31 protein-coding genes and 2 pseudogenes are annotated in these 25,683 nt (G+C 72.0%); 26 read left to right on the top strand and 7 right to left on the bottom strand.

Going from position 1 to position 25,683, the window contains the following annotated elements:
- Nucleotides 1-115 precede the first annotated feature (115 nt).
- Nucleotides 116-862: an alpha/beta fold hydrolase gene (locus F1D97_RS16195; RefSeq protein ID WP_236121522.1), complete on the top strand. Its 747-nt coding sequence runs from the start codon at nt 116-118 to the stop codon at nt 860-862.
- Here the strand turns inward: F1D97_RS16195 and F1D97_RS16190 are convergent.
- The 3 genes from F1D97_RS16190 to F1D97_RS16180 form a co-directional block, all read right to left on the bottom strand.
- The gene (locus tag F1D97_RS16190; RefSeq protein WP_236121521.1) at nt 844-1,389 is read right to left on the bottom strand and encodes a DUF488 domain-containing protein; all 546 of its coding nucleotides are present in this window, start codon (nt 1,387-1,389) and stop codon (nt 844-846) included. The two genes, F1D97_RS16195 and F1D97_RS16190, sit on opposite strands and share 19 nt — an antisense overlap.
- A 49-nt stretch (nt 1,390-1,438) precedes the next feature.
- On the bottom strand, nt 1,439-2,005 hold the full coding sequence (locus F1D97_RS16185) for a hypothetical protein (RefSeq protein ID WP_236121520.1): 567 nt from the start codon (nt 2,003-2,005) through the stop codon (nt 1,439-1,441).
- 67 nt (nt 2,006-2,072) lie between these two features.
- Nucleotides 2,073-2,840 (bottom strand): ROK family protein, encoded by a 768-nt coding sequence (locus F1D97_RS16180; protein ID WP_236121519.1) that lies wholly within the window; start codon nt 2,838-2,840, stop codon nt 2,073-2,075.
- A gap of 31 nt (nt 2,841-2,871) precedes the next feature.
- Between F1D97_RS16180 and F1D97_RS16175 the strand changes: the two genes are divergently transcribed.
- From F1D97_RS16175 to F1D97_RS16140, 8 genes are all read left to right on the top strand, one after another.
- Nucleotides 2,872-4,353: an RHS repeat-associated core domain-containing protein gene (locus tag F1D97_RS16175; protein WP_236121518.1), complete on the top strand. Its 1,482-nt coding sequence runs from the start codon at nt 2,872-2,874 to the stop codon at nt 4,351-4,353.
- Entirely contained in the window at nt 4,350-4,763 is a 414-nt protein-coding gene (locus F1D97_RS16170) for a hypothetical protein (protein WP_236121517.1), read from the top strand. The genes F1D97_RS16175 and F1D97_RS16170 overlap by 4 nt, the downstream gene beginning before the upstream one ends.
- Nucleotides 4,760-5,377 (top strand): hypothetical protein, encoded by a 618-nt coding sequence (locus F1D97_RS16165; RefSeq protein WP_236121516.1) that lies wholly within the window; start codon nt 4,760-4,762, stop codon nt 5,375-5,377. Before F1D97_RS16170 ends, F1D97_RS16165 begins: the two co-directional genes overlap by 4 nt.
- Before the next feature lie 32 nt (nt 5,378-5,409).
- A complete protein-coding gene (locus F1D97_RS16160; RefSeq protein WP_236121515.1) occupies nt 5,410-5,607 on the top strand; it encodes a hypothetical protein in 198 nt (65 codons plus the stop codon).
- A complete protein-coding gene (locus F1D97_RS16155; RefSeq protein ID WP_236121514.1) occupies nt 5,604-6,173 on the top strand; it encodes a hypothetical protein in 570 nt (189 codons plus the stop codon). The genes F1D97_RS16160 and F1D97_RS16155 overlap by 4 nt, the downstream gene beginning before the upstream one ends.
- Nucleotides 6,173-6,487: a hypothetical protein gene (locus F1D97_RS16150; protein WP_236121513.1), complete on the top strand. Its 315-nt coding sequence runs from the start codon at nt 6,173-6,175 to the stop codon at nt 6,485-6,487. Before F1D97_RS16155 ends, F1D97_RS16150 begins: the two co-directional genes overlap by 1 nt.
- Entirely contained in the window at nt 6,484-7,203 is a 720-nt protein-coding gene (locus tag F1D97_RS16145) for a ribonuclease domain-containing protein (protein ID WP_236121512.1), read from the top strand. Before F1D97_RS16150 ends, F1D97_RS16145 begins: the two co-directional genes overlap by 4 nt.
- 146 nt (nt 7,204-7,349) lie before the next feature.
- Nucleotides 7,350-7,712, top strand: coding sequence for a barstar family protein (locus F1D97_RS16140; protein ID WP_236121511.1), 363 nt, complete (start codon nt 7,350-7,352; stop codon nt 7,710-7,712).
- A gap of 21 nt (nt 7,713-7,733) precedes the next feature.
- On the opposite strand, the gene F1D97_RS16135 is transcribed toward F1D97_RS16140, so the two are convergent.
- Nucleotides 7,734-7,916 carry a hypothetical protein gene (locus tag F1D97_RS16135; protein ID WP_236121510.1) on the bottom strand — a complete coding sequence of 61 codons (183 nt, stop codon included), beginning with the start codon at nt 7,914-7,916 and terminating at the stop codon, nt 7,734-7,736.
- A 90-nt stretch (nt 7,917-8,006) separates the two neighbouring features.
- Between F1D97_RS16135 and F1D97_RS16130 the strand changes: the two genes are divergently transcribed.
- The 10 genes and pseudogenes from F1D97_RS16130 (at nt 8,007) to F1D97_RS16090 (ending at nt 16,369) form a co-directional block, all read left to right on the top strand.
- Nucleotides 8,007-8,291 carry a transposase gene (locus tag F1D97_RS16130; RefSeq protein ID WP_236121509.1) on the top strand — a complete coding sequence of 95 codons (285 nt, stop codon included), beginning with the start codon at nt 8,007-8,009 and terminating at the stop codon, nt 8,289-8,291.
- Nucleotides 8,288-8,824 (top strand): annotated as a pseudogene (locus F1D97_RS17580) (DDE-type integrase/transposase/recombinase); the annotation flags it as partial. The gene F1D97_RS16130 and the pseudogene F1D97_RS17580, both read left to right, overlap by 4 nt.
- 148 nt (nt 8,825-8,972) lie before the next feature.
- Entirely contained in the window at nt 8,973-10,319 is a 1,347-nt protein-coding gene (locus F1D97_RS16120) for an IS30 family transposase (RefSeq protein WP_449727692.1), read from the top strand.
- 1 nt (nt 10,320) lies between these two features.
- Nucleotides 10,321-10,620 (top strand): annotated as a pseudogene (locus tag F1D97_RS16115) (integrase core domain-containing protein); the annotation flags it as partial.
- A gap of 69 nt (nt 10,621-10,689) precedes the next feature.
- Entirely contained in the window at nt 10,690-11,004 is a 315-nt protein-coding gene (locus F1D97_RS16110; protein WP_236121507.1) for a hypothetical protein, read from the top strand.
- Between the two features lie 261 nt (nt 11,005-11,265).
- On the top strand, nt 11,266-11,622 hold the full coding sequence (locus F1D97_RS16105; protein WP_236121506.1) for a hypothetical protein: 357 nt from the start codon (nt 11,266-11,268) through the stop codon (nt 11,620-11,622).
- Between the two features lie 298 nt (nt 11,623-11,920).
- On the top strand, nt 11,921-12,046 hold the full coding sequence (locus F1D97_RS17395) for a hypothetical protein (protein ID WP_255701579.1): 126 nt from the start codon (nt 11,921-11,923) through the stop codon (nt 12,044-12,046).
- Nucleotides 12,043-12,384 (top strand): hypothetical protein, encoded by a 342-nt coding sequence (locus F1D97_RS16100; RefSeq protein ID WP_236121505.1) that lies wholly within the window; start codon nt 12,043-12,045, stop codon nt 12,382-12,384. The genes F1D97_RS17395 and F1D97_RS16100 overlap by 4 nt, the downstream gene beginning before the upstream one ends.
- 322 nt (nt 12,385-12,706) lie before the next feature.
- Entirely contained in the window at nt 12,707-13,600 is an 894-nt protein-coding gene (gene truA, locus F1D97_RS16095; protein ID WP_236121504.1) for a tRNA pseudouridine(38-40) synthase TruA, read from the top strand.
- 39 nt (nt 13,601-13,639) lie between these two features.
- Entirely contained in the window at nt 13,640-16,369 is a 2,730-nt protein-coding gene (locus F1D97_RS16090) for a cation-translocating P-type ATPase (RefSeq protein ID WP_236121503.1), read from the top strand.
- 3 nt (nt 16,370-16,372) lie between these two features.
- Here the strand turns inward: F1D97_RS16090 and F1D97_RS16085 are convergent, their stop codons facing one another.
- Nucleotides 16,373-17,227: a CAP domain-containing protein gene (locus F1D97_RS16085; RefSeq protein WP_236121502.1), complete on the bottom strand. Its 855-nt coding sequence runs from the start codon at nt 17,225-17,227 to the stop codon at nt 16,373-16,375.
- Nucleotides 17,228-17,296: 69 nt separating this feature from the next.
- The gene (locus F1D97_RS16080; protein WP_236121501.1) at nt 17,297-17,731 is read right to left on the bottom strand and encodes a DUF5709 domain-containing protein; all 435 of its coding nucleotides are present in this window, start codon (nt 17,729-17,731) and stop codon (nt 17,297-17,299) included.
- An 85-nt stretch (nt 17,732-17,816) separates the two neighbouring features.
- Between F1D97_RS16080 and F1D97_RS16075 the strand changes: the two genes are divergently transcribed.
- The gene (locus tag F1D97_RS16075; protein ID WP_236121500.1) at nt 17,817-19,499 is read left to right on the top strand and encodes an ABC-F family ATP-binding cassette domain-containing protein; all 1,683 of its coding nucleotides are present in this window, start codon (nt 17,817-17,819) and stop codon (nt 19,497-19,499) included.
- A 25-nt stretch (nt 19,500-19,524) separates the two neighbouring features.
- Here the strand turns inward: F1D97_RS16075 and F1D97_RS16070 are convergent, their stop codons facing one another.
- Nucleotides 19,525-20,130: a LysE/ArgO family amino acid transporter gene (locus F1D97_RS16070; RefSeq protein ID WP_236121499.1), complete on the bottom strand. Its 606-nt coding sequence runs from the start codon at nt 20,128-20,130 to the stop codon at nt 19,525-19,527.
- A 71-nt stretch (nt 20,131-20,201) separates the two neighbouring features.
- Here F1D97_RS16070 and F1D97_RS16065 point away from each other — a divergent pair, with 71 nt between their 5' ends.
- From F1D97_RS16065 to F1D97_RS16040, 6 genes are all read left to right on the top strand, one after another.
- Nucleotides 20,202-21,110, top strand: a complete 909-nt coding sequence (locus F1D97_RS16065) for a LysR family transcriptional regulator ArgP (protein WP_236121498.1) — start codon at nt 20,202-20,204, stop codon at nt 21,108-21,110.
- Nucleotides 21,111-21,621: 511 nt separating this feature from the next.
- Nucleotides 21,622-22,071: a 50S ribosomal protein L13 gene (rplM, locus tag F1D97_RS16060; RefSeq protein ID WP_236121497.1), complete on the top strand. Its 450-nt coding sequence runs from the start codon at nt 21,622-21,624 to the stop codon at nt 22,069-22,071.
- A gap of 36 nt (nt 22,072-22,107) precedes the next feature.
- Complete coding sequence (rpsI, locus tag F1D97_RS16055) at nt 22,108-22,593, top strand: 30S ribosomal protein S9 (protein WP_236121496.1); 486 nt, start codon at nt 22,108-22,110, stop codon at nt 22,591-22,593.
- Between the two features lie 147 nt (nt 22,594-22,740).
- Entirely contained in the window at nt 22,741-24,087 is a 1,347-nt protein-coding gene (glmM, locus tag F1D97_RS16050) for a phosphoglucosamine mutase (protein ID WP_236121495.1), read from the top strand.
- Entirely contained in the window at nt 24,084-24,734 is a 651-nt protein-coding gene (gene def, locus F1D97_RS16045; protein WP_236121494.1) for a peptide deformylase, read from the top strand. The genes glmM and def overlap by 4 nt, the downstream gene beginning before the upstream one ends.
- Before the next feature lie 214 nt (nt 24,735-24,948).
- The gene (locus F1D97_RS16040; RefSeq protein ID WP_236121493.1) at nt 24,949-25,674 is read left to right on the top strand and encodes a DedA family protein; all 726 of its coding nucleotides are present in this window, start codon (nt 24,949-24,951) and stop codon (nt 25,672-25,674) included.
- Nucleotides 25,675-25,683: the final 9 nt, after the last annotated feature.

Raw genomic sequence — 25,683 nt, 5'->3', positions numbered from 1 at the left:
GGGATCGCGCGCGCGAGGCGGACCACCCGCCGACGAACGCGCCGGGAACGCCCCGTTTGGTCACAGGGCCGGACGGGTGACCTAGGTCCCGGGTGTCCGGAGTACGGTCGTGCACGTGGGGGACGTGGGGGTGGTGCTGGTCCACGGGGTGCGGACGTCGCGCACCATGTGGCGGCCTCAGGTGGAGGCGCTCACGCGCGCGGGCGTGCCGACGACCGCGGTCGACCTGCCCGGGCACGGCACACGTGCCGCGGAACGGTTCACGGTCGACGGAGCGGTCACGACGATCGCGGACGCGGTCGACGGGCTCGGCGGGCGCGCGCTCGTCGTCGGGCTGTCGCTCGGCGCGTACGTCGCCGTGACGCACGCCGCGCGCCACCCTGAGCAGGTCGCGGGGCTCGTCGCGGCGGGCTGCTGCACGCGGCCGCGGCGCTTGCTCGTCGGCGGGTGGGCGGCGCTCGCGTCGGCGATCGCGCGGCTGCCCGACCGGGGTGCGGGGCTCAACGACGCGTTCGTGCGTCTCATGCTCCCGCCCGCCGCGGGCGAGGACCTGGGCGCGGGCGGGTTCGCGCTCGACGTCATGGCGGACGTGCTGCGCGAGGTCGGCGCGCTCGACCCGGTGGGTGACCTCGCGCGCGTGCCCGCACCGGTGTGGCTGGTCAACGGTCGCTACGACCACTTCCGCGGCGACGAGCGCGCGTTCCTCGCCGCGTGCCGGGACGGGCGGCTCGTCGTCGTGCCCGGCGCGACGCACCTGGTGAGCGTGGTCGCGCCCGTGCGGTTCACGCGCGCCGTGCTGGAGGCGTACGACGAGGTGGCGGGCCTGGCAGGTGCGCGCCGCGGTCAGTCGGCGGCGGGGTAGCGCAGCGTCCCGTCGACCAGGCGAGCGGCCGGGTTGAGCGGGTGCGGGACCGTCTTGCCGGGGCCCATGAGGTGCAGCACCCGCCAGCCGTGCGCGGTGAGGTCGTCGGCGATGAGCCGGCGGTGACAGCGCCACCACACCGCCTCGGCGCACATCACCGCGCACCGCTCGCGCCGAGCGCGGTCCACGAGCACCGCGCGGGCGCCGGTGTACTCCTCGCTCGCGAGGTGGTCCGCGTAGCCGCGGAACGCCGCGACGCGCCACGCGCCGTTGGGCGAGTCCGGCGCGGGACTGCGCCGCCCGCCCAGCGCGGGCAGCGGCAGGTACGCCTCGCCGAGCTGTTCGCGCAGCGCGTCGGGGGAGTACTGCGGGTTGCGGCGCGAGCCGGCGAACCGGCGCACGTCCACCAGGCACGTCACGCCCGCGTCGTCGAGCATCGCGCGCAGCTCGTCGAACGGGCGCGTCGAGTGCCCGACGGTCCACAGCGTGGGTGGGCTCGTCGGACCGTTCGTCGTGTCGCCGGCCATCGGGCCATCGTGCCCGCGGCGCTCGCGGACGGCAGCGCGAGCGGCGGCCTCAGCGCTTCGTGCGCCTCGCCGCGCGGCGCGCGCGGCGGCTGGGGTCGATCAGGCCCATCGCCGCGAGCGCGTCCGCGAACGCGCCCTCGACGTGCACCTCGACCTCGACGTCCGCGTGCGCCGTGATGCGCTGCAGCGTGCCGTCCGGGGCGCGGTAGAACACGTCCGCGTCGATCGCGTCCGTCTCGCTCTGGCGCAGGCGCGCGATGGTCGCCATGAGGTGCGCGGCGCGCAGCACGTGCTCGTCGCGCACCGCGTGCACCAGCAGCGAACGCGCGTCGGGCAGCGCGACGAGCAGGCCATGCGGGGTCGGCTCGTCGTCCACCGTCGCCAGCAGGTCCTCGACGACGAGCGCGCGGCTCGCGGTCAGGGCGTCACCCGAGAACGCGTGCACCGCGAACGACGCGACCTGGTGCTCGGGTGCGGGCAGCGCGCGCAGGTCCGCCAGTGCAGCCTCGTCGACCGCTGGCGCCTCGCCCTCGCGGAGCGTCGCGGTCGAGCCGTCCGGCAGGGCGACCGCCACAGGATCCTGCGGCTGCTCGGGGCTCGGCGCATCGGTCGACATGGCGTCCGACTGTACCGAGCGCGCGGCGAGATCGGTCAGCCGACGATCGGCGCCGCCTGCCGGGTGGTCAGCTCGCGCGGGTGAGCGTCCAGGCGCGCACGCCGCCGACGATCCCGGCCTGGTTCGGCACGACGACCACGTCGTCACCGAGGCGCTCCAGCACCGTCGGGGTCACGTGCCGCGCGTTGCCCCCGCCCAGGTAGAGGCGGTCCCAGTGGAACACCGGCCGGAACCCCTCGACCACGCGCTGCACGCGCCGCGACCACAGCGGGTTGCCCAGCCGTCGGCGCTCCGGCTGCCCGATGTACTCGTCGTACGTCACCCCGCGCCGCACCGGCGCGTGCGACAGCTCCAGGTGCGGCGCGATCGCCCCGCCGTCGAACAGCGCCGACCCGAGCCCCGTGCCGAGCGTCAGCACCAGCTCCAGCCCCGTCCCCGAGACCACGCCCGCCCCGTGCACCTCGGCGTCGTTCAGCACGATCGTCGCCAGCCCCAGCCCGGCCTCGAGCGCCGCGCGGATGTCGCACCCCGCCCATGCCACGACGAGGTCCGGGTCGACCGCCGTCCGCGGCCCGTGCTTCGTCACGTAGTGCGGGGTCGCGACGACCACGCCGTGCCGGATCATCCCCGGCATCCCGACCGTCAGCCGGTCCGCGCGCGGCAGGTCCGCCGCGATCCCCGCGATCGTCTCCACGAGCCGCTGCGGCGGCAGCGGGTACGGCGTCGGCACCCGCACCGCGGGCGCGTGCAACGTCCCGGCCGCGTCGAGCACCGACGCCTTGATGCCACCCCCGCCGCAGTCCACGGCGAGCGTGTACGGCTCCACCTCAGGCACACCGCCACGCTAGAGGACGCCCCGCGCCCACGTGGAGCGCGACAAGCCGCCCCGACTGACCACCGAGACGAAGGTCCCGGGACAAGCCGGGTCAATCGGCCGCGCATCCTCGGTGAACGGAGCGGCGCCCACGACCGCGGGCTACGAGTACGACGCGGCCGGGCGGCAGACCTCCCGGCCGGGTTCGGGGCCGCTGGTGTGGGACGGTGAGGGTGAGCTCACGGCGGTGGGCGCTGCTGGGTCGAGGACCTCGATGCTCTACGACGCGAACGGTGAGCGTCTGACCCGCACGGACTCCTCCGGCACGACGGTCTACCTGCCCGGTGGGCAGGAGATCCGCGTCGAGCACGGCAAGGTCGTCTCCGCGGTGCGGTACTACTCGTTCGACGGGCAGACCGTGGCCGTGCGCACCGGCAAGGGTCTGGGGGCGGTCACGTCCCTGTTCGCCGACCTGCACGGCACGGCCCTGATCGCGATCGCGAACACCACATGGACCGCGGCCGGGGTCGTCAAGCAGTACACCGACCCGTTCGGCGCGGCCCGCGGCGCGGGCGTCGACGTCCCCGGTGAGCGGCAGTTCCTCGACAAGACCCGAGACGTGAGTACCGGTCTGACGCAGGTCGGTGCCCGCTACTACGACGAGACCACCGGCCGGTTCATCTCCGTCGACCCGGTGCTCGACCTGACCAACCCTCAGCAGTGGAACGCCTACGTCTACGCCAACAACAACCCGACCACCTGGTCCGACCCCACCGGCCTGTTCAGCTGGGGGTCGATCGGGGATGTTCTCAGCGGGTTCGGCAAGGGCACGTACAACACCGTCACCTCCGTCACGCGGTCGCTCAACCCGGTGTCCGTCGTCCAGTCCATCACCGCGATGCCGGCAATCGCGAAGGAGAACGGTGGCGGCGCGTGGGGCTGGTACACGTCTGCGACGTTGACGTTCAACCCGATGTACGGGGCGGTCGCGAACACCTATGCGACCGTGGACGCGGTGCAGGCAGGGGACGTCGAAGCCGCGGCGTTCCACGCCACCAGCGCAGTCCAGACCACTGCGATCACCGCCGCCACCTTGTACCTCCCCGCCAAGGGCGGAATCGGCGCCATGACCGGCAAGGGGACGCGCCCCACCACCACGGTCAACGGCGGCGGAGGCCGCCGTGCTACGGTCCCCGAGGCAACAACACCTGAGTTGCCCGCGACTGCCGCAAACACCGCGAGCGAGGTCGCGACCGTTGCACCGAGGGTCGTTCACGGCAACTCCGCGTCGAGCCCGGCGACGGCGTACCTGTACAGGCTCTCAAGCACGGAGACGGGCTACTTGAAGACGGGCATCTCCCAGAACCCGATGACCCGTTACAGCCAAACCTTCATGCAGGACAAGACCATGGAGATCCTCCAGTCCGGGACCCGCCGCGAGATGCTCAACCTGGAGCGGTTCATCGTCGAGCGAGACCCAGGCCTGCTGAACTTCGAGCGATGGGCTGGCCAGTTCGCAGGAGACATCCCGTGATACGTGATCGGGAGGAGCAGGCCAAGGTCTTCTCGATCGGATCGGTCGTCGGCGGTCGCACGGCGGGAAATCGGGCGTGGACAGATGAGATCGCGCGGCTCACGTCGGAGGTCGCCGCAGTTCGCACTGGCATGGAGGCGCCCCTGAACCTGAATGTCGTGTTCCACGTTGCCGGGCACCTGATCCAACCGGACTTCGAGGGGGTGCGAACCGGCACCTTCCGCAAGGCTCAGAGGCTGCTCATGGTTCAAGTCGCGCTTGCCGAAGCGGCACCGGCGGAGCCGCGAGCCGAGCTCCTGGCGCTGCTCGAGGACGCCGTCGCCGAGGCGGAGGCGTGGTCGCTCCGGCGGCGTGTGGCGTTCGACCGTGAACCGTTCACCCGGGTCCTGGGCAGTCTGGCGGGACGTTGATCGTGCGGCTCAGGGCGACGGTGTGGCACGTCTTGGCGGCGGCCCTTGCCGTCATGTTCGCCCTACTCGGGGCTTCGCCATCGGCTGCGGCGACGCACGCCTCCACCTACGACTCGCCCTCCTACGTCTACGACGCCCCCGCGCTGTTGTCGTCGCAGAGCGCAGCGGCGTCGTACGTGCGGGGTTCGCCGTCGGGGCCGGAAGCGGTGCCGTGGGCGAGTCCTGTCTTCGTCGCGCGTGGCGTAGTTGCCGCAAACACCGCAAAGTCGGTGCCGTTCGAGCTAAAGAGTCTCGGGAACTCGGTCTATGAGTCGCCGGCTGGTTTGATCTACGGCCCTGGGTCGAAGCATGGGCATCGGCTGACGCATGTGCTACAGCACAGCATCGCGGATCCGACCAAGAAGGCGCACTCGGTGTTCTCGAGTGGGAATGGAGCTTTGAAGACCGTCGACGAGGCGTGGACCCTGCGCGGGGCGCCAGAAGTTGGTGACCCGGGAGCGTTCGTGGTTCAAATGGGCCGCCAGGTAGGGACAGCCGGCGAGACCGGAGTCCGCATCATCGTCAAGCCAGGGACCAGCGAGGTCATCTCGGCCTACCCCTGGGCGGTGCAGTGATGATTCTCTGTCCTCGATGCCATCAGGGAACCGTGGCGCTCTACGCGATCGACGCGACCAGCGAACGCTTCCAGATCTGCGACGAATGCGACGCCACATGGCTCCCAGACGCTGAACTCAGAGTTCCTGGTTTCATGCATCTTTTCGAGATCTTTGCCGAGCGCGGCCTGCCTGAATCCTGGGAACACCTGATTCCGGTCGCCCAGGCAGGTCGAGAGGGAGAGACATGAACTGCACCGCTGATCCTCCAGCGAGGTTGCCTTGGTCACGCGCCGTCCTGACGGCGCTGATCACGCTCTGCGCTCTCGTCCTAGCCGCTGGAACGGCATCGGCGGCAACGGCACCCGCGCCCGAAAATCGCATCCGGGCTTCCAGTATCGCGGCGCAGACTCTCGACCGGCCGCCGCAAGATGTTTCCGCAGATCAGCGGCTAGGAAACGAGCCTCCGCGGGCCGAAGTCGTGGTGGCTACCGGTGTTGCCGCAAACACCGCGCCGCGACTGCTGTCGCCAAGTTCACTCGCCGACGAAGTAGCGAACGCCACGGGCGGAGTCCTCAAGACGAACAAGGGCGGCTTCACGATCGACGTCCCCAACGGGGCCCGCGGCATCTCCGTCCGCGTGATGGAGCGCGGAGGGTCGAGGACCAACTACTACCGGGTGAGCGTTCCCGGAAAGGAGACCTACACCGTCACCGGCGAGGCATCGACCGACGCGGCACTGACGCACATGGACATCGGGGAGTCGTCACTTGACGACATCCTCTCGATCATCGCGCGAATCCAAGGAGCCGGCTGATGTCCATCTCCACTGATGCCCTCTGGGGTGGCCGGTTGACGGCTGTCGCCTTCGACCCGGTGGTCCACGAGCTCACGCTCCAGGTGGAAGTGCTCGACGAAGGTGTGACCACCGCCTACGACGTGGTTTGTCCCGGTGTCTCGGACTTGCGCTTCGCCAACTCAATCCCCGAGCCGTGGTCATACGCCGAGGTCACGGAGATTCACGTCACCCAGACCACCTCCGGCCGGTGTGCCGTCGAACTCCTCCTATGGTCCGAGGATTCCGAGCTCGTCTGGACTTGCAGCTCGCTTGAGGTGACGGTGCGCTCATGAAGCGCCTTCTCGTGCTGACCGTCGCGCTCGTCGTTGCGTGGCTCGGCTTGTTGCCGCAGACCGCCGGCGCGGTTCCGCTCGCTCCCCAGGCAGTCGCCTCCCACAGCTACGACGGCTACCGCGAGGACGCCGGGTCGATCTGCACGACGACCGAGCGTGGCCCACCCGCGAGGTGTGAGCACAACACCGCCTACGACGCCGGCGACCGTTGGTCGTGCGGCGCTTCGGCGAGCCCGAACCCACCCAGAACCCGCCTGGCCTACGGCTACGACGTCCTCGGTCGGTTTGCACAGAGTGCCCGCAGTAGTCGCGGTGCCGAGGAGCAAGTCGAGCAAGTCGGCAGCGCCGAGCCGGGTCCTGTCGTCGTTCGACGATCGCGTGTTGCCGCAAACACCGCAGTTCGCCCTGCGCAAGTGGCTTTCGGGCCGGTGCCCGAGAACGCGTGGGCGACCTTCGGCAGGGTGCAGTCCAAGGGGTCGCCGCTGCCTGGCTACAAGGGCGGCTCGACGTTCGGAAACACCGGGCAGGCTGGCGGTCAGGTTCTCCCTCGGTCGACCAGCGGAGGGAGTCCGATCACGTACCGGGAGTGGGACGTCAACCCGTACGTGAAGGGAGTTGATCGCGGAGCTGAGCGGATCGTGACGGGTAGCGACGGGTCGGCCTACTACACGAGCGATCACTACCGTTCGTTCATCCAGTTCTGGTCCGGTGGCTGATGGACCCGAGGGCTCTGCTCGAGATCCACGGATCGGCACCGCTGATGCTGCTTCGCGGTGATCACAAGCGTGCGGCCGAAGAGGTGCGCGGGTGGGGGGAGGCAGGCCTCACGGCGCGGCTTGTTCGCGGTCGGAAGATGCGGACGGTGAGCAAGCTCTTCGACGAGGTCTCCGCTGCGCTTCAGTTCCCGTACTACTTCGGCGAGAACTGGCCTGCGTTCGACGAGTGCCTGGCCGATATGGACTGGCTGCCGTTGCGGGTGGGCGTCGTGGTCGTGGTCGTCGACGCAGCCGAGGTGCTGTCCGACGAGCCTGCGGCGGAGTTGACCACTCTGGTGCGGGCGATCGCTCATGCCTCGGAGACCTACGCCGAACCGATCGACTCGGGTGAGTGGTGGGACCGCCCGCCGCTGCCATTTCACGTGGTCCTGCAGGTCCAGGAAGGCGAGGAAGCGCTGTTGCGCACACGCTGGGGTGCGTCGGGCGCGGTGCTCTCCGTACTCAACTGACGGCGGCGCGGCGGGCGTTGGTCAGCTGGCGTCGGTGGTCAGGGCGCGGAGCTTGGTCTTGGTGACGAGGGCGTCGAGGACTTTGAGTAGTGCTGCTTGGTCGTCGGGGGGCAGGGTGGCGAAGGCTGCGAGCTGGTCGGCGAGGGCGTTGGTGGGGGCGTGCAGGGGCCGGCGGGGTGCGTCGGGGAGGACGAGGTAGTCCACGGTGACGTCGAAGGTCTCGGCGATGGGGACTGCTGCGGGGCTGGTTGACACTCCATCTGTGGGACGAGGTCCCGCTGGAAGGATGTTGCTGTGCCCAAGAAGTTCCCTCCCGAGTTCAAGCGTGACGTCGTGCGGGTCGCCCGTCGTGGCGATCTGAGCCACGCCGAGGTCGCGGCCGACTTCGACATCTCCATCGAGTCGGTCCGGCGCTGGGTGCGCCAGGCCGACATCGACGACGGCGTCGTGGACGGCAAGACCACCAGCGAGCAGAACGAGCTGGTCCAGTTGCGGCGGGAGAAGCGCCGCCTGGAGATGGAGAACGAGATCCTGCGCCGCGCCGCGGCCTACTTCGCCGCCGGCTCGCTCCCAAAATGAGCTACCCGCTGGTCCGTGACCTGGCCGCCGAGGGCATCCCGGTGTGGTTGACCTGCGGGGTGCTCGGCCACTCCAGGCAGGCGTACCACGCCTGGCTCGCCGATCCGATCAGCGATCGCGAGCTGCAGGACGCCTACCTGACCAACGCGCTGATCGACGCCCACGGCGACGACCCGGAGTTCGGCTACCGGTTCCTGGCCGACGAACTCGAACGCGCCGGTCACGACGTCGGCGAGCGTCGCGTCTGGCGGCTGTGCTCCCAGCAGAAGCTGTGGTCGACCACGGTCCGCAAGGGCCGCCGCGGGACCGGGAAGTCCCCGGGACCTGCGGTCCACGACGACCACGTCCAGCGGAACTTCACCGCGACCGAGCCGGACCGGGTGTGGGTCACCGACATCACCGAGCACCCGACCGACGAGGGCAAGGTCTACTGCTGCGCGATCAAGGACCTGTTCAGCAACCGGATCGTCGGCTACTCGATCGACGAGCGGATGACCGCCCAGCTCGCCGTCACCGCGCTGCGCACCGCCGTCGCCCGCCGCCGGCCAACCGCTGTCGTGGTGGTGCACTCGGACCGAGGCTCGCAGGGCGGACTCAACCGGTCGTCGCAACACCTCGTGATCACGGAGGTGTCAGGTGGTGCGACGGCAGCAGCAGGCGGACCGGGCGTTGCGACCGGCGATGCGTTCACCGGGGCGGCCGATTCCCGCTCGGCATGTGGAGCGGGAGTTCTGGCGGTTGATCGCGGCGGGCAAGAGTTCCGAGGAGGCCGCGGCCGGGGTTGGTGTGTCGTGGCCGGTCGGGTCGCGGTGGTTTCGTCACGCTGGCGGGATGGCGCCGTTGCCGCTGGCCGAGCCGACCGGCCGCTACCTGTCGTTCCACGAGCGCGAGGAGCTCGCACTTCTCAAAGCGCGCGGGCTTGGTGTTCGCGCGATCGCCCGCGAGCTGGGGCGTGATCCGGGGACGATCTCGCGGGAGCTGCGACGCAACGCGGCGACCCGGGGCGGCAAGCCCGAGTACCGGGCGACGGTCGCGCAGTGGAAGGCGCAGACCGCCGCCCGGCGCCCCAAGCCAGCCAAGCTCGTCATCAACGCTCGTCTGCAGGAGTACGTCCAGGTCCGGCTGAGCGGCCAGTTGCGCCGACCGGACGGGACGCTGGCGGCAGGGCCGGCGACGACCTGGAAGGGCCTGAACAAGCCGCACCGCAGCGACCGGCGGTGGGCGACGGCCTGGAGCCCGGAGCAGATTTCGCGGCGGCTGGTCATCGACTTCCCCGACGATGAGGACATGCGCATCAGCCACGAGGCGATCTACCAGGCGCTCTACATCCAGGGACGCGGGGCGCTGCAGCGCGAGCTGGTGACCTGCCTGCGGACCGGCCGGGCGCTGCGCAAGCCCCGGGAGCGGGCCCGCAACAGGCCCCAGGGGCACGTCACGGCTGACGTCGTCCTGGCCGAGCGGCCCGCCGAGGCCGAGGACCGGGCAGTGCCCGGGCACTGGGAGGGCGACTTGATGATCGGGCTGAACCGGTCCGCGATCGGCACCGTCGTGGAACGCACGAGCCGCTACACCCTGCTGGTCCACCTGCCACGTCTCGAGGGCTACGGGACAGTCCCACCGGTCAAGAACGGGCCCGCGCTTGGCGGCTACGGCGCCATCGCGATGAAGGACGCCCTGACCGCGACGATGACCACGATGCCGTCCGAGCTGTTGCGGTCGTTGACTTGGGACCGCGGCAAGGAGCTGTCCGCCCACGCGCAGTTCAAGATCGACACCGGGATCGCCGTCTACTTCGCCGACCCGCACTCACCCTGGCAGCGCGGCACGAACGAGAACACCAACGGGCTGCTGCGCCAGTACTTCCCCAAGGGCACCGACCTGTCCCGCTGGCCGGCCGAGGACCTCCTGGCCGTCCAGGCCGCGATCAACAGCAGACCCCGCAAGGTCCTCGGCTGGAGAACACCGGCCGAGGTCCTCGATGAGCAGCTACGGTCGCTCCAACGGGCAGGTGTTGCATCGACCGGTTGAACCCAGTCAGTTTCGAGCGCGAAGCTTCCGGGCGGTCCTGACCGCCGCCGGTCTGCAGGGATCGATGGGTCGCGTCGCCTCAGTCGGCGACAACGCCGCCATGGAGTCATGGAACGCACTGCTGCAGAAGAACGTTCTCAATCGTCGCCGCTGGACCACCCGCGACGAGCTGCACGACGCGATCGTGTTCTGGATCGAGAGGACCTACAACCGTCGCCGCCGCCAGCGCGCCCTCGGCAAGCTCACCCCGGTCGAGTTCGAGCTCGCCTTCACCGCCCAGAACGCCGCCCTTGCGGCATGATCACCACTCACCCGGTGTCAACCGACCCTGCAGCAGTCCCAGTCGTGGGGCGCCGGATCAGCCGACGCCGTGCTCGGCGCGGTCGACCTCGTCACCCCAGGAACCATCGGGCGGTTCGGGAACCCGAACACCAACAGCATCTACGCGTACTCCGACGACATCGGAGAGTGGGCCGGCCCCCAGATCCTGATCGGCGGGAACGCGGGCAACGCCGCCAAGGCGACCTCCTACGTCGGTAACGTGGGAGAGAGGGTACTTGCGGAGGCCGCGGCGTCACTCTCCGCTCGCGCAGCCGTCGAAACGGCGGCGAATTCCGCCGGGCGCGTAGCTGATGACGCCGTCGAGCTGTTCAGGCGGTCGGAGTTCGGGAGTTTGACTCTGTGATGACAACTGGCCGTTTCGACCCGGGCGGGAACAGCCTCAACGCTCGCCAGTTCGCGACGACGCTCGACGAAGCTCTCCGATATGCAGATTGGGACCTTTCGAAGGTCGCGGTGCTCAAGGCAACAGTGAATAGATCGGCGATCGACGGAGTCGCAGAGTTTTCCACTCGCATTGATCCGCTGATCTTCAGAAACGGCGTGCACACCGTTCAGCCGGGGTGGCAGAGCGACGTGTTTCATGCCGGGCTCATAGGGGTTACGCATGCATTCTGAATCGAAAGAGCTCTCGGTTCGACGGGCGCTGATTCGTTTCCTTCGGTCTGAAGAGGGTGGGCGGGCGAGCGCGCCGCTGTCTGGTGTTCGCTCGCAACTGGAACTCGGCGAGTTCCAGACCTCATGTGTCGTCGAGAGCGCTACGGGCATTTCGCATTTTGCGCTCGGCGGAGAGGTGCTTGTCGACATTCGAGTAATGCACCCTCAAATGCTCGGCGCGGCATTTGCTCAGCTCGAGAAGGTCGAGCTCTACGAGGGATCGAGGCTCGTCGCTTCCGGAAAGTTCGTTCGGGGGGCGCATGAGGTCCGCGCGAGCTTCCGCGGCCCATCGCAGTCGAGGGTGTAGTCGTGAAGCGCCGGTTTCGAGCAGGCTGCGGACGATGTAGCTGGTCAGGTTGCGGAACCCGAGGGCGGGTCTGCTGCACGGATAGGTGACACCTTACTTGTGGTGCCGTGAGGTGCCGCTGGAACGATGTGAATCGTGCCCAGACCCCATCCCAAGGAGTTCCGCGACGACGTTGTGGCGATCGCCCGTCGGGGCGAGGCCCCGGTCTCCCAGATCGCGAAGGACTTCGGCATCAGCGACTCGTGCCTGCGCAACTGGATGCATGCCGCGGACGTCGAGGACGGCAAACCGTCCGGGCGTGACGGCGAGCGAGTCGGTCGAGCTGCGTGAGCTGCGCCGCCGCAACCGGCTGCTCGAGCAGGAGGTCGAGGTGCTGCGCCGGGCGGCGGCGTACCTGTCCCAGGCGCATCTGCCGGGAAAATGATGTACCCGCTCGTGAAAGAGCTCGCCGGTCACGGGATTCCCGTCGCGGTGACGTGCCGGGTCCTCAAACTCGCCCGACAGCCCTACTACCGCTGGCTGACCGCACCGGTGACCGCCCGCGACCTCGCGGAGGCGTATCTGGTGAACGCGCTGTTCGACGCGCACCGTGACGACCGGGAGTTCGTGCACCGGCTGCTGGCCGACGAGGCCGCCCGGGCCGGCATCCGGGCGTGTGACCCGCGGGGTGTGGCGGATCTGCCGGGACAACCGGTGGTGGTCGAGTCTCGATGCGCACGAACCGCCTCCCGAGGTTCGGCGCCGCAGCGTCCCACGCAGTAGGGATTCGGCTGAACGCGGGGACGACGCGGCCGACGTTCGCGGTCCACCACCCGGCTGCGGCCCGGCGGAGCGGACGCGCCCTGTGGATGGCCCAGCGGAGCGCGCCTGACGTCGGGCGGGTTTATCGGCTGCCCCGGTGAGCGATCCAGGCGACGAGCGCCGGGACGACGACCGCGCCGAGGACGAGTGCGTACGTCGTCGAGCACCCTGCCAGCGAGTCGGGCCCGCGACAAGAGCTTCAGCGCGGGCTGTGGACAACCGTGCGTGCGGGTCGTCGCCGGTCCGGGGCGGAGCAGGTCGGCTGGGCCGGTAGCGTGGCGGCGTGAATGCCGTGCGCCTGCGTCTGGATCTCGCGTACGACGGGAGCGACTTCGCCGGGTGGGCGCGTCAGCCCGCGCTGCGGACCGTGCAGGGGACGCTCGAGGACGGGCTCGCGACGATCCTGCGCACGGGTCCGCGCGGGGTGCCCGCGCCTCGGCTGGTGGTCGCGGGGCGCACCGACGCCGGGGTGCACGCGCGTGGGCAGGTCGCGCACGTGGAGGTGGACAACCACGCGCTCGCTGCGGCACAGGGGCGTAGCGAGCGTGACCCGCTCGACGCGGTGGTCACGCGGCTGGCAGGGGTGCTGCCGCCGGACCTCGTCGTGCACCGTGTGACGCTCGCGCCGCCGGGGTTCGACGCACGGTTCTCGGCGCTGCGCCGCCGGTACTCCTACCGGGTGTGCGACGACGCGGCGGCGCGCGACCCGCTGACCCGCAGCCACGTGCTGTGGCACGCGCGCGCGCTGGACGTCGACGCGATGTGCGAGGCGGCAGCGGCGCTCGTCGGGCTGCACGACTTCGCGGCGTACTGCAAGCCGCGCCCGGACGCGACGACGATCCGCACGCTCGAACGCTTCGAGTGGACCCGACCGGCGGAGGGTGCCGATGCCGGGCTCGTCGTCGCGACTGTGCAGGCCGACGCGTTCTGCCACTCGATGGTGCGCTCGCTCGTCGGCGCGAGCCTGGCCGTGGGCGAGGGGCGGCGCGCGGTGTCGTGGCCCGCGGAGGTTCTCGCGGCGCGGCGGCGTGACGCGGCCGCGCACGTGGTCGCCGCGCACGGGCTGACGCTCGAGGCCGTGCAGTACCCGGCCGACGACGAGCTCGAAGCTCGTGCCGAACAGACGCGCGCGCGTCGCGGCGAGCACGAGGTGCGCCCGGCGGCCGACTGCTGCTGAGCCGTGGCGCCCGGCCGGGCACCCGGCCAGGATGAGGCCATGACGGTCGCGCCGGAGCTCGCCGCCCACGCCGAGACACCCGATGCGGTGTTCACGACCCTCGCCAGCTCGCCCGACGGGCTCACCGAGGCGCAGGCGGCTCACCGGCTCGCCGAGGTCGGCCCGAACCGGCTGCCCGAGCCGCCGCGCAAGAACGTCGTCCTGCGCTTCCTCGAGCACTTCGACGACGTGCTCATCTACATCCTGCTCGCCGCCGCGGTGCTCAAGGCGATCCTGGGTGACTGGGTCGACTTCGCGGTGATCCTCGCGGTGGCGGTCGCGAACGCGGTCGTCGGGTTCGTGCAGGAGGGGCGCGCGGACAAGGCGCTCGCGGGCATCGCGACGATGCTGTCGCTCGAGGCGGACGTGCGACGTGACGGCGGGTGGCGCACGGTCGCGGCCGACGACCTGGTGCCGGGTGACGTGGTGCGCGTGCGGTCGGGCGACCGGGTGCCCGCGGACGCACGGCTCGTCGAGGCGACGACGCTGCAGGTCGAGGAGGCCGCGCTCACGGGCGAGTCGGTGCCGGCGAGCAAGGACGTGGAGCCGGTCGGGGCGGACGCGGGCGTGGGGGACCGGTCCTCGATGCTGTTCTCCGGCACGATCGTCACGGCCGGGCGCGGGGTCGCGGTCGTCACCGCGACCGCGGGTGCCACGGAGATCGGACGGATCCAGCAGCTCGTCGCGGAGGTCGACCACCTCGACACCCCGCTCACGCGCCAGCTCGCGCGGCTCGGGAAGCAGCTCAGCCTGCTGATCCTGCTCATGGCCGCCGCGATGCTCGTCATCGGCCGCGTGATCCACGACTTCGCGCTCGACGAGCTCGTGTCCGCGGCCATCGGGTTCGCCGTCGCCGCCGTCCCGGAAGGGCTTCCGGCGCTCGTCACCGTGACGCTCGCGCTGGGCGTGCAGCAGATGGCGCGTCGCCGCGCGATCACGCGCAAGCTCACGTCCGTCGAGGGGCTGGGCTCGGTCACGACGATCTGCTCCGACAAGACCGGCACGCTCACGCGCAACGAGATGACGGTGCGCACGGTCGTCACACCGGAGGCGACGTACGACGTCGAGGGCCTCGGGTACGAGCCCGTGGGCGCGGTGCGCGTGCACGACGACGAGGGGCCGGGCGACCCGGCCACGCTCGACACCCGGGCGGACCTCGCCGCGCTCGTCGGCGCGGGCGTGCGGTGCAACGACGCGCGCGCCGTGCAGACCGACGGGCACTGGGGGATCGTCGGGCAGCCCACCGAGGGCGCGGTCGTCGTGCTGGGCGACAAGCTGGGGTACGCGCCCGCGGGGCAGCGGCTCGCGCAGGTGCCGTTCGAGTCGTCGACGAAGTTCGCCGCGACGCTCGACGACCTGGGCGACGGCACGCGCGTCGTGCACCTCCTCGGTGCGCCCGACCGTCTGCTGGACCGGTGCACCACGCAGCGCGACGACTACGGCTCCGCACCGCTGGACACCGCGTACTGGGAACGGCAGATCGACGAGCTCGGCGCGCAGGGCCTGCGGGTCCTCGCGGCCGCCCGCCGCGACGCGACCGACGAGACCGCGCTGACCGGCGACGACGTCGGCACCGAGCTCGAGCTGCTGGGGCTGTTCGGGATCGTGGACCCGCCGCGGCCCGAGGCGGTCGCGGCGATCGCCGACTGCCACCGCGCAGGCATCCGGGTCAAGATGATCACGGGCGACCACGCGGGCACCGCGCTCGCGATCGCACGTGAGCTCGGCATCGTCGGCGGCCGCGTGGCAGGCGAGGCGGGTGAGCCGCACGACGACGCCGAGGTCATCACGGGCGCCGAGCTCGAGGCGATGTCCAACGAGCAGCTGCGGCAGCGTGTGCGCGGGGTCGACGTGTTCGCGCGCACGTCACCCGAGCACAAGATCCGCATCGTGCGCGCGCTGCAGTCGCACCGCGAGGTCGTCGCGATGACGGGTGACGGCGTCAACGACGCGCCCGCGCTCACGCGCGCCGACGTGGGCATCGCGATGGGCATCAAGGGCACCGAGGCCACCAAGGAGGCCGCGGACATCGTCCTCGCCGACGACAACTTCGCGACCATCGAGCGCGCGGTCGAGGAGGGGCGGCGGATCTACGACAACATCCGCAAGTCCGTGGCGTTCCTGCTGCCGACGAACGGCGCGCAGTCGCTCGTCATCCTCGTCGCGGTGCTCGCCGGGCTCGCGCTCCCGCTGACGCCCGTGCAGATCCTGTGGGTCAACCTCATCACCGCGGTCACGCTGTCGCTCGCGCTCGCGGGCGAGCCTGCCGAGCCGGACGTCATGACCCGCCCGCCCCGCTCACCGGATGCGCACGTGGTCTCGCCGCGCTCGCTCGGGCTGATCCTCGTGGCGTCCGTCGTGATCGGCGCCTCGACCCTCGCGGTGTTCCTCCTGGAGAAGGAGCAGCTCGGCGTGTCCGACGAGTACGCCCAGACCGCGGCGGTCCTGATGCTCGCGCTCGGGCAGCTCGCCTACCTGTTCAACTGCCGGTTCCTCGGCTCGACGAGCCTCACGTGGCGCGTGCTCGTCGGGAACCGGCTCGTGTGGGTCGCCGCCGGGGCGCTGCTGGTGCTGCAGCTCGTGTTCACGTACGCGCCGTTCATGCACGACTGGTTCGGCTCGGCGTCGATCGGCGCGCGCGAGTGGGGGATCGCCGCGCTCGGTGCGCTCGTCGTGTTCCTCGTGCTGGAGGCCGCGAAGGTGGTCACGCGGCGCACGCTGCGCGAGTGACGCTCAGCCGAGGAACACCTGCGCGCACAGCGGGCCGCGGTCGCTGTCGGTGCAGCCCACGCCGATCTCCGTGAAGTCCCCCAGCAGGTTGTCGCGGTGCCCGGGGGAGTCCAGCCATCCGTCGACCGTCGCCTGCGCGGTCGGGTAGCCCAGCGCGAGGTTCTCCCCGACGGACCGGCTCCCGCAGTCCCGCAGGATCGGCTCGAGCGGGTCGTGCTCGAAGCGCCCCTCGGCGACCAGCACCGCCGTGCGGCTCGCCGCCTGGTCGGCCGCGCACGTGGAGACCTCGAGCGGCTCGAGTCCCGCGTCGCGGCGGGCCTCGTTGGTGAGTGCCACGATCTCGTCCTCGATCGTGGGTCCGGCCTGCGTCGTCGGCGACGACGAGGGTGCGCTCGTCGCACGCGGGGACGACGAATGACGCGTGGGAGCCGGGGAGGCGTCCGCGTGCCGTGCGGGCTTCTTGGTCGCCGGGGGCGCGGTGCTCGGTTCCGGTGCCGTCGTGGTCGCCGGTGCGCTCGGCGTGGCCGTCGCGGTCCGCCGGCCCGAGCGGCTCGCGGGGTCGCGTGTCGCGTCGCGGGTCTCGGACGCCGGGGTCGTCGGCGCCGCCGGGACCTCGACGACCGCGCCGGCCTCGTCGGGACCGTCCGGGGAGAGCACCGCGGGCACGACGAGCGCGAGCGCACCGAGCGCGACGAACGCCGACGCCACGACCGTCAGCCGACGCCACCGCCGGCGCGTCCGACGCGACGCGGCGCGACGCCGCAGGTCGCGGCGGCGCGGGTCACGGGGCAGAGCGCCGTGCACGCCCAGGTCAGGACCCTGCGGGCGGCGTCCGGGGGAGGAGGGGGGAACCGGCACGAACCGGACGTTATCGGATCGTGACCTGACGCGGCAGCCCGTCCCGGAAGACTGCCCCCGATCGTGTGCTCAGTCCTCGTCGCGGTACGCGGGGTCGACGTAGACCTCCTCGACCACGTGCATCGCGGCCTCCTCGGCGCTCGCAGCCCCGCCCGCGACTCCCGAGTCGACCGCGAACGCGTCGGTGCCGCCGGCCGTCACGGCGTCGTCGTCCTCCACCAGCCGACCGGCGCGGTTCTCCTCGCGGTCACCCGTCACCCGCGGCGTCTGCTCCCAGACCTCGGGCTCCTCCTGCCCGATGCGCTGGTCGATCGTCTCGCGGTGCTTCTCCTCCCACGCCGTCTCGCCGTAGTGCGAGCGGTTGTCCCGCTCGGGCGGGGAGTAGCCCTCGTCGAGCAGGTCGTCGACACCCCGGTCGACGAGCGTGTCCTCACGGGGGAGCTGGTCGGTGTCGCCCTCCGAGCCGAGGGCCGGGTCGGTGCTGCTGGCAGGCGTGTCGGTCATGACTCGACCTTCGCACCGCCGCACCGCGCTCGCCACCGGCGCAAACACTTTGGCCCGGACGGCGCAGCGCCCCACACTGACGGTCGTGGGACACCTCGACGTCATGGGTGTCGGGTACGTGCTGCCCGACGGCCGACCGCTGCTCGACGACGTCACGTTCCGGGTGGGCGACGGTGCGCGGGTCGCGCTCGTCGGCCCCAACGGGGTGGGCAAGTCCACGCTGCTGCGCATCGTGACGGGCGACGAGCAGGCCCACGCCGGTTCGGTCGCGCGGTCCGGTGGGCTGGGCGTCATGCGCCAGGACGTGGGGCGCATCGACGACGACCGCAGCATCCGGGACCTGCTCGCCTCGCTCGCGCCCGCGGCGGTGCGTGACGCGGCCGCCGAGCTCACCGCGGCCGAGCTCGCGATGATGCAGGTCGACGACGAGCCCGCGCAGCTGCGGTACGCGCAGGCCCTCGTCGACTGGGCGGACGTCGGCGGGTACGAGGCCGAGGCGGGCTGGGACCGGGTGACCGACGCGGTGCTGTCGATCCCGTTCGAGCGCGCGCAGTACCGCGAGGTCCGCACGCTGTCCGGCGGCGAGCAGAAGCGGCTCGTCCTGGAGGCCCTGCTGCGCGGTCCCGACGAGGTCCTGCTGCTCGACGAGCCCGACAACGCGCTCGACGTGCCCACCAAGCGCTGGCTCGAGGACAGGCTCGTCACCGCGGGCAAGACCGTGCTGCTGGTGAGTCACGACCGCGAGCTGCTGTCCCGCGTCGCCACGCACGTCGCGACGCTCGAGCCGTCGCCCGCGGGCGCGTCGGTGTGGGTGCACGGCGGGAGCTTCGCGACGTACCACGAGGCCCGCGAGGAGCGTCTGAGCCGGGCCGACGAGCTGCTGCGCCGCTGGGAGGAGGAGCACACCAAGCTCCGCACGCTCGTCACGACGCTCAAGCAGAAGGCCGCTTACAACGACGGCATGTCCTCGCGCTACCAGGCCGCGCAGACCCGCCTGCGCAAGTTCGAGGATGCCGGCCCGCCCGCGGTGCGCGTGCGCGAGCAGTCGGTGACGATGCGCCTGCGCGGCGGCCGCACCGCCAAGCGCGCGGTCGTCGCGAAGCACCTCGAGCTGACCGGGCTCATGCAGCCGTTCGACCTCGAGGTGTTCTACGGCGAGCGCGTCGCGGTCCTCGGCTCCAACGGCTCGGGCAAGTCGCACTTCCTGCGGCTGCTCGCGGGCGGCGGCTCGGACCCGGGCCCGGAGCACGAGCCCGCCGACGACGCCGTGGTCGAGCCGGTCGAGCACACCGGCACCGTGGTGCTCGGCTCGCGCGTGCGGCCCGGCTGGTTCGCCCAGAACCGCACCCACCTCGACCTCGAGGGGCGCACGCTGCTCGACATCTTGCACCGCGGCGACGGCCGCCGCGCGGGCCTGGGGCGCGAGCAGGCGAGCCGGGCGCTCGACCGGTACGAGCTCGTCGCGCAGGCCGAGCAGCGCTACGAGACGCTGTCCGGCGGTCAGCAGGCGCGGTTCCAGATCCTGCTGCTCGAGCTCGGCGGCGCGACCCTGCTGCTGCTCGACGAGCCCACCGACAACCTCGACCTCCACTCGGCCGAGGCGCTCGAGGACGGGCTCGCGGCGTTCGACGGCACGGTCCTGGCCGTCACGCACGACCGCTGGTTCACGCGCACGTTCGACCGCTACCTCGTGTTCGGCGCGGACGGCCGCGTGCGCGAGACGCCGACCGCCGTGTGGGACGAGGGGCGCGTCGACCGCGTGCGCTGAGGGGCGCTCGCTCGTCGTCGGCCCGTCAGGCGACGACGAGCGTGACCGCCAGCGTCGCCATGACGGCGGCGACGACGAGGTCGAGCACCTGCCACGCGCGCGGCCGGGCGAACAGCGGCGCGAGCCGCGTCGCCCCGAAGCCCAGCGCGCTGAACCAGCCCGCGCTGCCGAGCACCACGCCCACGCCGAACCCCCACGGGTGCGGCTGCACGTGCGCGAGCGAACCGAGCAGCACGACCGTGTCCAGGTACACGTGCGGGTTGAGGAACGTCAGCGCGAGGCACGTGGTGACCACGCTGCGCCGCGACGCGGGGCCGGCCGCGGCGGGGTCGAGGCGCTCGGGGTGGCGGGCGCGGCGCACGGCCGCGACGGCGAGCCAGGCGAGGAAGACCGCACCGCACCAGCGCGTCACGGTCAGGGCCGCCGGGTGCGCCGACACGAGCGGCCCGAGCCCCGCGATCCCCGCCGCGGTGAGCACGACGTCGCCGGTGAGGCACAGCGCGACGACGACCGCGACGTGCTCGCGGCGGATGCCCTGACGCAGGACGAACGCGTTCTGCGCCCCGATCGCGACGATCAGGCCGAGGCACGTGACGAACCCGGCCGCGAGGGCACCGAGGAGGGAGGGCACGACGACGACGCTAGGTCGATCGCTCGGATGCAGTCCATCTCAGGTTTCTTGGTTAGCATTAGCCTGGCTTCATGAACCTGGATGCCGAGCAGCTCCGCGCGCTCGCGGCCGTGCTCGACGAGGGCACGTTCGACGCCGCCGCCGCCCGCCTGCACGTCACCCCGTCCGCCGTGAGCCAGCGCGTGCGCGCGCTCGAGCAACGGGTCGGCCGCGTGCTCGTCGTGCGTGCGCGGCCGTGCCGCGCGACCGAACCCGGCGCGGTGCTCGCGCGCCTGGCGGGTCAGCTCGCGCTGCTCGAGCGCGACGCCGTGGCCAAGCTCGGGGGCACGAGGTCCGACGCCGCGTCCGACGAGAGTGCGGCCGGATCGCCCACGCGGCTCACGGTCGCCGTCAACGCCGACTCGCTGTCGAGCTGGTTCCCCGCCGCGCTCGTCGGGCTGCCCGAGGGCGTCGTCGTCGACCTGCGACGCGAGGACCAGGACCGCACGGCCGAGCTCCTGCGCGACGGCACCGTCACCGCGGCGGTCACGGCCGACGCGCACGCCGTCCAGGGCTGCCGGGTCCGGCCGCTCGGCGCGATGCGGTACCTCGCGCTCGTCGCCCCCGCGGCCCGCGACCGCTGGTTCCCCGACGGGGTCGACGGCTCGTCGCTCGCGCGGGCCCCGATGGTCGCGTTCAACCGCGCCGACACGCTGCAGCACCGGTTCGCCGCGGCGCTCGTCGGACGCGAGGTCGGCCCGCCGGTGCACTACGTGCCGTCCAACGCCGCGTTCCTCGAGGTGCTCGCCGCGGGGCTCGGCTGGGGGATGGCGCCGGAGTCCGCCGCCGGGTCGGGGCTCGCGGACGGCACGCTCGTCGACCTCGCGCCGGGCCGCTGGCTCGACGTCCCGCTCTACTGGCAGCACTGGTCCCTGCGCACCCCGACCCTCGACGACCTCACCACCCGAGTCGTCCGCGCCGCCACCACCGCCCTCCGCTGACCCGAACCGCCCGGCCGACCCCAACCGCCCGGCTGACCCCAACCGCCCGACCGTCCGACTGACTGGCCGCCGAACCCGGGGTTGCTCCGGCTCTCGTCGTCCATTCCCGGAGCAACCGCGGTCTCGACGAAGGAGGACCGGTCGACCCCGCGGTTGCTCCGGCTGCCGGCGCTCATAGCCGGAGGGATGGCGGGGTCGGCGGTGTGGGGGAACGAGGAGTGGGTGACGGTAGGGCCCAGGGGTGACGGGAGGGCCCCGGGGTGACGGCGCGCAGGGGTGGCGGTGTGACGGACGTGGTTTTGACCCGTGTTCTCGGGCACAGGTAGTCTGTTGAGTCGTTGTGCGTCCCTGTCGTGCGCCCGTGGCTTCTCACCACGCGGAGGCGATGGTAGGTCGGTGCGTTCCCACTCGCCGGTCGCGGATGCGCCACCGACAGCATCGACCGTCCCGCCGCGCCCGCGCGCGGATGGACGGCCGCCACACGACGCAACACGAGACAAAGGCAACGACCGTGCGTACGTACACCCCGAAGCCGGGCGAGATCGAGCGGAACTGGTACGTCATCGACGCGACCGACGTCGTCCTCGGCCGTCTGGCCACCCACGTGGCCACGCTGCTGCGCGGCAAGCACAAGGCGACCTTCGCGCCGCACGTCGACGGCGGTGACTTCGTCATCGTCATCAACGCGGACAAGGTCGCGCTGACCGGCAACAAGCGCGAGACCAAGCTCGCGTACCGCCACTCCGGCTACCCGGGCGGTCTGCGGGCCACCCCGTACTCGGAGCTCCTGGCCAAGCAGCCCGAGCGGGCGATCGAGAAGGCTGTCCGGGGCATGCTCCCGAAGAGCTCGCTCGGCCGTCAGCAGCTCGGCAAGCTCAAGGTCTACGCGGGCGCCGAGCACCCGCACCAGGCGCAGCAGCCGAAGCCGTTCGAGATCACCCAGGTCGCGCAGCAGGCCTGACGGCCGGCGCGACAGTAGAGACGACAGGACATCCCCGTGGCAGAGACGACGGTCGACATCGACCTCGAGGGCGACGCGCCCAGCAGCTACACCAGCGAGACCTCGGCCCCGACCGGCCGTGGCCAGAGCATCACCGCGCCGGGCCAGGCGCTCGGCCGCCGCAAGGAGGCGATCGCGCGCGTGCGCCTCGTCCCCGGCACCGGTGAGTGGAAGATCAACGGTCGCACCCTCGAGGACTACTTCCCGAACAAGGTGCACCAGCAGCTCGTCAACTCCCCGCTCAAGGTCGTGGACGTCGAGGGTCGCTTCGACGTCATCGTCCGCGTGACCGGTGGTGGCGTGTCCGGCCAGGCCGGTGCCGTCCGCCTCGGCATCGCGCGTGCGCTCAACGCGATCGACGCCGAGTCGAACCGCCCGGCCCTCAAGAAGGCCGGCTTCCTCACGCGTGACGCGCGTGTGGTCGAGCGCAAGAAGGCCGGTCTCAAGAAGGCCCGCAAGGCGCCGCAGTACTCGAAGCGCTGATCTTCCAGCGCGGCCCGATGGCCCCGCGGTCGCACGACCGTCGGGGCCATCGGCATGTCCGGGCCGCGTCCTGCGGGACGCCGGTGCCCGCCCGCGAGCAGGTCGCGGGACCAGTAACGTTGCAGCGCGACGACGAAGGGGTCTGACATGGGCCAGCTGTTCGGTACCGACGGGGTGCGCGGGCTCGCGAACCGGGACGTCACGGCGGAGCTCGCGCTCGACCTGGCGGTCGCGGCGGCGCACGTGCTCGGCACACGCGGGGAGTTCGAGGGGCACCGGCCCCGTGCGGTGGTCGGGCGCGACTCGCGTGCGTCGGGCGAGTTCCTGACCGCGGCGATCGCCGCCGGCCTCGCGTCGGCGGGCGTCGACGTGCACAACGTGGGCGTGCTGCCCACGCCCGCGGTCGCGTACCTGACCGCGACGACGGGCGTCGACATCGGCGTCGTGCTGTCCGCGTCGCACAACCCGATGCCGGACAACGGCATCAAGTTCCTCGCGCGCGGCGGGCACAAGCTCGACGACGACCTCGAGGCGCAGATCGAGGCGCGCATCGGTGAGGACTGGGACCGCCCGACGGGTGGCGCGGTCGGCCGGATCCGCGTCGACACGGGCGGCGCGGGCGACGCGTACGTGCAGCACCTCGTCGGCAGCATCGGCACGCCGCTGACCGGGCTGCGCATCGCGGTGGACTGCGCGAACGGCGCGGCGAGCGAGGTCGGCCCGGTCGCGCTGCGCGAGGCCGGCGCGGACGTCGTCGTCATCAACGCCTCGCCCGACGGTCGCAACATCAACGAGAAGTGCGGGTCCACGCACCCCGAGCAGCTGCAGGCGTTCGTCGTGGCGTCGGGCGCGGACCTGGGCGTCGCGTTCGACGGCGACGCGGACCGCTGCCTCGCGGTGGACCGCTCGGGCACGCTCGTCGACGGCGACCAGATCATGGGCGTCCTCGCGGTCGCGCTGCGCGACGCGGGCGAGCTCGCGCAGGACACGCTCGTCGCGACCGTGATGAGCAACCTGGGGCTCAAGCTCGCGATGGAGTCCGTCGGCATCCGGGTGCTCGACACCGCGGTGGGGGACCGGTACGTGCTCGAGGCGATGCGCGCGGGCGGGTACACGCTCGGCGGCGAGCAGTCGGGGCACATCATCATGTCGAAGCACGCGACCACGGGTGACGGCGTGCTGACGGCGCTGCACCTCGCGTCGCGCGTCGCGGCGACGGGCACGCCGCTGCACGAGCTGGCCAAGCTCGTCGAGCGCCTGCCGCAGACGCTCGTCAACGTGCCGGGTGTCGACAAGAACCGCACGGACGACGAGGCGCTGCTCGCGGCCGTCGCCGCGGCGGAGGCGAAGCTGGGCCGCACGGGCCGCGTGCTGCTGCGTCCCAGCGGCACCGAGCCGCTCGTGCGCGTCATGGTCGAGGCGGCGACGCAGGCCGAGGCGGACGACGTCGCGGCGGGCCTCGCGGACGTGGTGCGTGAGCGGCTCGCCCTGTGACGTCGCTGGACGCCCGGCTGCGCGACCTGGTCCTGCGGGTCGTCGAGGCGGCCGGTGAGGACGTCGCGCCCATCGTGCGGGCGGGGCACCCCGTGCTGCGGGCCACGGCGCACCCGTACGACGGTCAGCTCGCGGACGACGAGCTCGCGGCCCTCGTCGCGCTCATGCACCGCACCATGCGGCACGCACCCGGGGTCGGGCTCGCGGCACCGCAGATCGGTCTCCCGCTCGCGATCGCCGTGGTCGAGGACCCGGGAGTGACCGACGAGCGCGTCGCGGAGGTGCGCGAGCGGGTCCGCGTGCAGCCCCGCGTGCTGGTCAACCCGTCGTACGCGGCGGTCGACGACGAGCGCGCGGCGTTCTACGAGGGCTGCCTGTCGGTCCCCGGCTACCAGGCGGTCGTCGCGCGGCACCGCCGCGTGCGGCTCACGGGCTCCGACGAGACGGGTGCCGCGCTCGACGAGGTGCTGACCGGCTGGCCGGCGCGCATCGTGCAGCACGAGACCGACCACCTGCGCGGCACGCTGTACCTGGACCGGGCGGAGCTGCGCTCGCTCGCGGCGTCCGACGAGCTCGGGCTGCGGTGGGCGGGCGAGCCGCGCCCCGAGGCGGCCTCGGCGGCGCTCGGCTTCCCGCTGCCCGCCTGACCGGGGGCGGCCGACCAGGACGGACGCGTCGGGCACGGAACCCTGAGGTGCCCGCGCGCGTTGGGGCAGGCGAGGCGGTTGCCCGATCAGGTGGTTCGGCCCCGACCAGGGGGTGAGCCCCGGGTGGTCACGGATGCCACGAGGGGTCGCGGGCCCGTACGGTGGACCAGGGCGCGTGGTCAGCGGGCCGCGAGGGGGACCTGAGGGGAGCGGGATGGGCTTGGAGCAGTGGGCGCTCGATCTCGCGGCCTCGCCGTGGATCTACCTGGTCATGTACCTGTTCGCGACGATCGACGGCTTCTTCCCGCCGATCCCCAGCGAGTCGGTCGTGATCGCGCTCGCCGCGCTCGCCGTCGGCCCGGGCGGTGAGCCGAACCTGTGGCTCGTCGTGCCCGTCGCCGCGCTCGGCGCGTTCACGGGTGACCAGATCGCGTTCAGCATCGGGCGCAAGGTGCCCGTGCACCGGTTGCGGATCTTCCGTTCGGGCCGGGGGCAGTCCGCGCTGGCGTGGGCCGAGCGGGCGCTCGAGCGACGCGGCGCGTCGTTCATCATCGCGGCGCGCTACATCCCGGTCGGTCGTGTCGCGGTGAACATGACCGCGGGTGCGGTCGGCTTCCCGCGCCGGCGGTTCACGTTCCTGGCGGGGATCGCCGCGGTCACCTGGGCGGTGTACTCGACCGTGATCGGCGTGAGCGCGGGCGCCGCGCTGCGCGACCACTCGCCGCTGTGGGGCGTCGTCGTCGGGGTCGTCGGGGGTGTCGTCATCGGCATCGTCGTCGACTGGGCGCTGCGCAGGTGGCTCGCGCGCAAGGACCCCGAGGGTGCCGCGATCCTCGAGGCCGACGAGGCGTCGGGTCGCGACGGCTCGGACGAGCCCGCCGCGATCGCACCGGCCGACGAGGTGCGCACGCCGCAGCACCACGGCCGGCCCACCCCGTAGCGGCCCGGC

It is taken from the genome of Cellulomonas palmilytica, assembly GCF_021590045.1.
Taxonomy (GTDB): Bacteria; Actinomycetota; Actinomycetes; order Actinomycetales; family Cellulomonadaceae; genus Cellulomonas; species Cellulomonas palmilytica.
This window is presented reverse-complemented; position numbering and strand designations above follow the sequence as displayed.

Excerpts from the sequence above, each read along its gene's own strand:
- F1D97_RS16100 (WP_236121505.1), top strand. The coding sequence starts at position 12,043 with ATGATGTACCCGCTCGTGAAAGAGCTCGCCGGTCACGGGATTCCCGTC.
- F1D97_RS16040 (WP_236121493.1), top strand. The coding sequence starts at position 24,949 with ATGGGCTTGGAGCAGTGGGCGCTCGATCTCGCGGCCTCGCCGTGGATC.
- F1D97_RS16150 (WP_236121513.1), top strand. The coding sequence starts at position 6,173 with ATGTCCATCTCCACTGATGCCCTCTGGGGTGGCCGGTTGACGGCTGTC.
- F1D97_RS16090 (WP_236121503.1), top strand. The coding sequence starts at position 13,640 with ATGACGGTCGCGCCGGAGCTCGCCGCCCACGCCGAGACACCCGATGCG.
- F1D97_RS16065 (WP_236121498.1), top strand. The coding sequence starts at position 20,202 with ATGAACCTGGATGCCGAGCAGCTCCGCGCGCTCGCGGCCGTGCTCGAC.
- F1D97_RS16120 (WP_449727692.1), top strand. The coding sequence starts at position 8,973 with ATGCGTTCACCGGGGCGGCCGATTCCCGCTCGGCATGTGGAGCGGGAG.
- F1D97_RS16080 (WP_236121501.1), bottom strand. The coding sequence starts at position 17,731 with ATGACCGACACGCCTGCCAGCAGCACCGACCCGGCCCTCGGCTCGGAG.
- F1D97_RS16185 (WP_236121520.1), bottom strand. The coding sequence starts at position 2,005 with ATGTCGACCGATGCGCCGAGCCCCGAGCAGCCGCAGGATCCTGTGGCG.
- F1D97_RS16145 (WP_236121512.1), top strand. The coding sequence starts at position 6,484 with ATGAAGCGCCTTCTCGTGCTGACCGTCGCGCTCGTCGTTGCGTGGCTC.
- F1D97_RS16155 (WP_236121514.1), top strand. The coding sequence starts at position 5,604 with ATGAACTGCACCGCTGATCCTCCAGCGAGGTTGCCTTGGTCACGCGCC.
- glmM (WP_236121495.1), top strand. The coding sequence starts at position 22,741 with ATGGGCCAGCTGTTCGGTACCGACGGGGTGCGCGGGCTCGCGAACCGG.
- F1D97_RS16105 (WP_236121506.1), top strand. The coding sequence starts at position 11,266 with ATGCATTCTGAATCGAAAGAGCTCTCGGTTCGACGGGCGCTGATTCGT.
- F1D97_RS16190 (WP_236121521.1), bottom strand. The coding sequence starts at position 1,389 with ATGGCCGGCGACACGACGAACGGTCCGACGAGCCCACCCACGCTGTGG.